Origin of the sequence: Eggerthella sp. 1_3_56FAA (assembly GCF_000185625.1) — a bacterium.
In the GTDB taxonomy this organism is placed as follows: domain Bacteria; phylum Actinomycetota; class Coriobacteriia; order Coriobacteriales; family Eggerthellaceae; genus Eggerthella; species Eggerthella lenta.
Map to the genome: position 1 here is coordinate 714,315 of NZ_GL622579.1, position 4,105 is coordinate 718,419.

The 4,105-nt window shown below is 68.5% G+C and carries 3 protein-coding genes; all 3 read right to left on the minus strand.

Going from position 1 to position 4,105, the window contains the following annotated elements:
• Positions 1 to 96 precede the first annotated feature (96 nt).
• From HMPREF1023_RS03110 to HMPREF1023_RS03120, 3 genes are read right to left on the minus strand one after another with little or no spacing between them, the layout of a single operon-like run.
• Positions 97 to 1,605, minus strand: coding sequence for a hypothetical protein (locus tag HMPREF1023_RS03110; RefSeq protein ID WP_009304691.1), 1,509 nt, complete (start codon positions 1,603 to 1,605; stop codon positions 97 to 99).
• A complete protein-coding gene (locus HMPREF1023_RS03115; protein WP_009304692.1) occupies positions 1,598 to 2,317 on the minus strand; it encodes an ABC transporter ATP-binding protein in 720 nt (239 codons plus the stop codon). The genes HMPREF1023_RS03110 and HMPREF1023_RS03115 overlap by 8 nt, the downstream gene beginning before the upstream one ends.
• Positions 2,314 to 3,432 carry a helix-turn-helix transcriptional regulator gene (locus HMPREF1023_RS03120; RefSeq protein ID WP_009304693.1) on the minus strand — a complete coding sequence of 373 codons (1,119 nt, stop codon included), beginning with the start codon at positions 3,430 to 3,432 and terminating at the stop codon, positions 2,314 to 2,316. Before HMPREF1023_RS03120 ends, HMPREF1023_RS03115 begins: the two co-directional genes overlap by 4 nt.
• Positions 3,433 to 4,105: the final 673 nt, after the last annotated feature.

The following is a 4,105-nucleotide window of genomic DNA, read 5'->3' on the forward strand; positions in this document are numbered from 1 at the left end:
GAGGGTCGTCGTCGGCCGAACTCGAGCTCGCAGCGCGCCGCCGCTCGCCTGCGCTTAGGGGTCGTATACGGAATCCCATCCAGGACGGGGACGCGCTCAGCGCACGCATTCCGAACCGAAACGCACGACGAGGGCAACCGCCGCGGCAAAGAGCGCCATACCCATCGCCGCGACGGCCGCCGACGCGAACAGCGAAAGCGCGAATCCCACGCCCACCAGCGCAAGCGCGCCGTACTCGTAGCACAAACGCGGGCCGCCCGGGAACAGACGCACGGCATCGAGGCCGCAGCAGAGCAGCGATGCGGCGCCGACCAGCACCGCAAGCGCAAGCGCGAGAGGAAGCGACGTGCCGATGGGAATCATCGCAGCCACGGCGCCGCACGCGAGCAAGGTCGTGGCGGCGAACGCGGGCAGCGTGTCGAATGCCAGCAGTTCGAGCACGCCGAACGGCAGACGGTCGCGCACGAGGCGATTGCGCGCGTCGTCCCGAAACGCCCGCGTGGCCTCGCGCACGCCCTGCGGCATGAGAACGGCCACCGGCAGCCAGAACACGAACAGCACGGGGCCGCCCGCGCCGAGGAGCGCGAGCACCCCGAGCGGCACGACGAAGGCACCTTGCATCACGAGGCTCGCAAGGCCGTCGTACTGGCGCGCATGCGACAGCGCGGCGCGCTGCACGAGGGCGAGGCGGCCCTCCCCGCGCGGCAGGGAGAACCGCACGGGACGGTCGGCCAGCTTGCGGCGACGCTGGTATTCGGCGATGTCGTTGCGGTCGAGGGGCGACAGCATGCCGAACTGGCAGAGGTCGGCATGCAGGGAGTTCTCGTCGATGACGCGCGTCATATCCACGCGCGGCGCAAGCAGGGCGAGGGCGATCGCCGCGACGGCGAGGACGAAGAATCCGCCCACGGAAAGAACCGCGAACGTCGCAGGAGCCAACAGCGCATCAGCGCCCGCGGCCAGCGCGACGCCGCACCAGGAAACGGCAAACGCCACGAGAACGAATGCGGCCGCAGCCGTGCGCCATCCGCTCCAGCCGTCGCTTGCCAGCCGGACGAAACCTACGACCCAGCCAAGCGCAACCGCGGCCGCAGCCAGCGCCGCACCTGCGAGCGCCACCGCGGCCGGCGCGCCCGCGAGCACGGACGCGCTCTCCAACCCCACGCCCAGCAGAAACCCTAGCGCCGCCCCGGCAGCCGCGCCTGCGAAAGCTTGCACTCCGGCCGGCACGCCCGCGAGCGCCCGCGCGCTCACCGCGCTGGCCGCCAGATAGGCTATGTCGGGATGCGACAGCTTCAACGGCGTCGTGCGCGCGCCCGCGATGCCGACGCGCAGCAGGACGAGCGCCACCGCGAGCAGCGCCCCCTGAACCGCGAGCGAGCATACGGCGGCGGCGAGGCCGACGAAGACCCCCTGGATCGCATCGACGAGCGCTGCGGCCATGAGCGCGGCCCACACGAGCATGATGCCCACCGCGTACAGCTGGTAAGCGCGCTCTCCCCAGCCGCCGTCGTCGACGCCGGCGCCCACGAGGTGCAAGGTTCGGTTCAGAGCCGAGCGCGCATGGCGCGCTCTCAGCCACAGCAGCAGGCGAACGTCATGCATCGTCGCCTCCGAAGCTCGCGCCGAACGCGTTCCGCACCATGCGTCCTTCGCCTCCGTCACGCGCATCGAGCACGGCGAGGCGGCCGTCTTCCAGACGCAGCAGCGCGTCCGGCCGCAGGTTGGGCACGTCATGATGGCAACTGGCCAGCACGGCCGCGCCGGCGCTGCGCGCTTCCTCGATAAGCCCGCTCAACACCCCGGAGGCGTCCGGGTCGAGCGGCCCGTACGGTTCGTCGAGCAGCAGCAAGCGCGGCGCGCGGGCGAAGGCCAGCACGAGCGCCAGTTTCTGACGCATGCCGCGCGAGTATGCCGAGGGCAGCTGGTCGCGATGGCCGTCGAGGCCGAAGAGAGCCATGAGCCGCTCCGACGGGTCGTCGTCGGCGCTCATACGGTTCGCCTGCCGCACGAAGCGGATATGCTCGCCCGCTGTAAGGTCGTCGTAGAACGAGGGGACGTCGGGCACGAAGGCCAGCAGGCTTCGCTGCGCGCGATCCGCGCCGTCGAAGCGCCTTCCGCACAGCTCCACCCGCCCCTCGGCAGGCGCGTCCCAGCCGGCCAGGCAGCGCAGAAGCGTCGACTTACCCGCCCCGTTCGGCCCGGTGAGAAACGCGACCTCGCCCGCCCGCAACGAAAGCGACGCGCCGGCGAACACTTCCGTCTTGCCATAGCGATAGGCCAAGTCCTCCACATACAGCACGTCCGCTTCGCTCATAGGGCCTCCAGTCGGTCGAACAGCGGCTTGAAACGCGAATCGCCGGCACGTTCGGCCCAGACGGGCTGCGCTGCCACCATCTGCGCGCACTGCCGCCTGAAGTCGATCGCGCCGAACCGGGTTTCCGCGATATGCTCCTGGCCGGGATCGACGCTCCAAAGCTCGGGCGCCCGATCGTACAGCGCGCTCTGGTTCCGGCCGTACACCAGCGTGCGCGCGTCAAGCTCCTCCAGCAAAGACGTAAAGCGCTCGAGATAGCTCGCGGCTCGATCCTCGTCGCCCGCCTGCAAACACGCGGAAGATGCGTTCGTGCAGAACGTGAGCACCGTCATCGGGCTCTGGTTCTGCAAATCGAACCCGGAAAGCACGCCTTCGCCGGCCCGCAGGAGCGCCTCCAGGTGCTCGGCGTCGTCGGCGTACAGCGGGATCTGCGCCGAGACGCAGCTTATGGCGTTCATCACGCACCAGCCCATCGATTCCTGGAACAGCTTCAAGCCGGCGTCAAGGTCGCCTCTCTGCTGGTACATGCTGGCCAGCATGAGATCGATGTTCGCCGCCGTCCTGTCGGGCTTGAGGCTTTCGAACAGGGCGATGCATCCGTCCAAGTCACCCTGCACGCTCATGACGGAAGCGCGCATCATCCGCGCGGCGCGCACAAGCTCCACATCGTCGGCATGCCGCTCGACGCGCTCGAACAGCTCTGCGGCGCGTGCGGCCAAAGCTTCGGCGCGGTCGGGGTCGAGGGTTGCGCGCTGCACGTAGAGCATGCCCATCTGCTGCAGCGCGGGCCAGCAGGAGTAGTGCGAACGGACGAGGTCCTCGGCGTTCGCGAAAGCGGCTTCGGGATCTTCGTCGAACTGCGCGAGCAGCCTCAGGTAGACGTCTTGCAGATCGTCGCCCACCAGCTGCGGCCGATAGTCGAACAGCTCGTCCAGCGTGAGGTCGAAGTAGGCGGCGATGCGCGGCAGCAGGGCCACGTCGGGCATGCTTTGCTCCAGCTCCCACTTCGACACGGCCGCCTTCGTCACGCCCAGGTGCGCGGCCAGCTCGCCTTGCGTCACCTGCGCCGCACGGCGCTCGCGCGCGATGGCGGCTCCCAAGTTGATGTCGTGCATGCGAGGCTCCTTCTTTCCGTTCGGCGCGCGTCCCGCCCTACAGTATGGAGGAACGCGAACGGTTGACGCAAGCGAGCATCGGTTGACTTTCCCGGGCGCGCGTCAACCGAGCGAGTGCGAAAGACCCTCCTCCGAGCCTTGTCCCCGCCCTCGGACCTCGGCGCCCGATCGGAAGAATCCGCCCTCCCGGCTCGTGCACGGTTTCGAACGAAATGTTGCGTTTTCGAGAGAGCTGAAGACGCGCGGAGCGACACGGCAAACGCGACCTGGGGAAACGTTCGCAACCGGAAGAATGCGGAAGGCACGCGAAAGGAAGCTTGCAGCATTTCGCAGAAAACCGTGCACGGAAGGTCGAGCCCGCCGACTAACCGAGCGCCGGCGCGCCCGAGCATCCGGCAGCGCACGCGATGGCGAAAAACTATCGAATTCGGAAGCCTGCGAGCCAACCTGCGGGGCGCCGAAAAACCCTCTTCTCCATAACGCCTGCTCATAGAAGGGGGCTTTTCCGACAGAGCGAGGCCGCCCCTCACGAAATGCGCGACCTCTTCCGAATTCGATAGTTTTTCGCCATCTCCAGCCCGACGCGCTGCCCGCAAGGGAGCCCGAGGAGGCCGTCGAGTCGTGGTACCGCTTCAACAAGGACGGGCTCTACTCCGCGTAGCCCGTCGGCCCG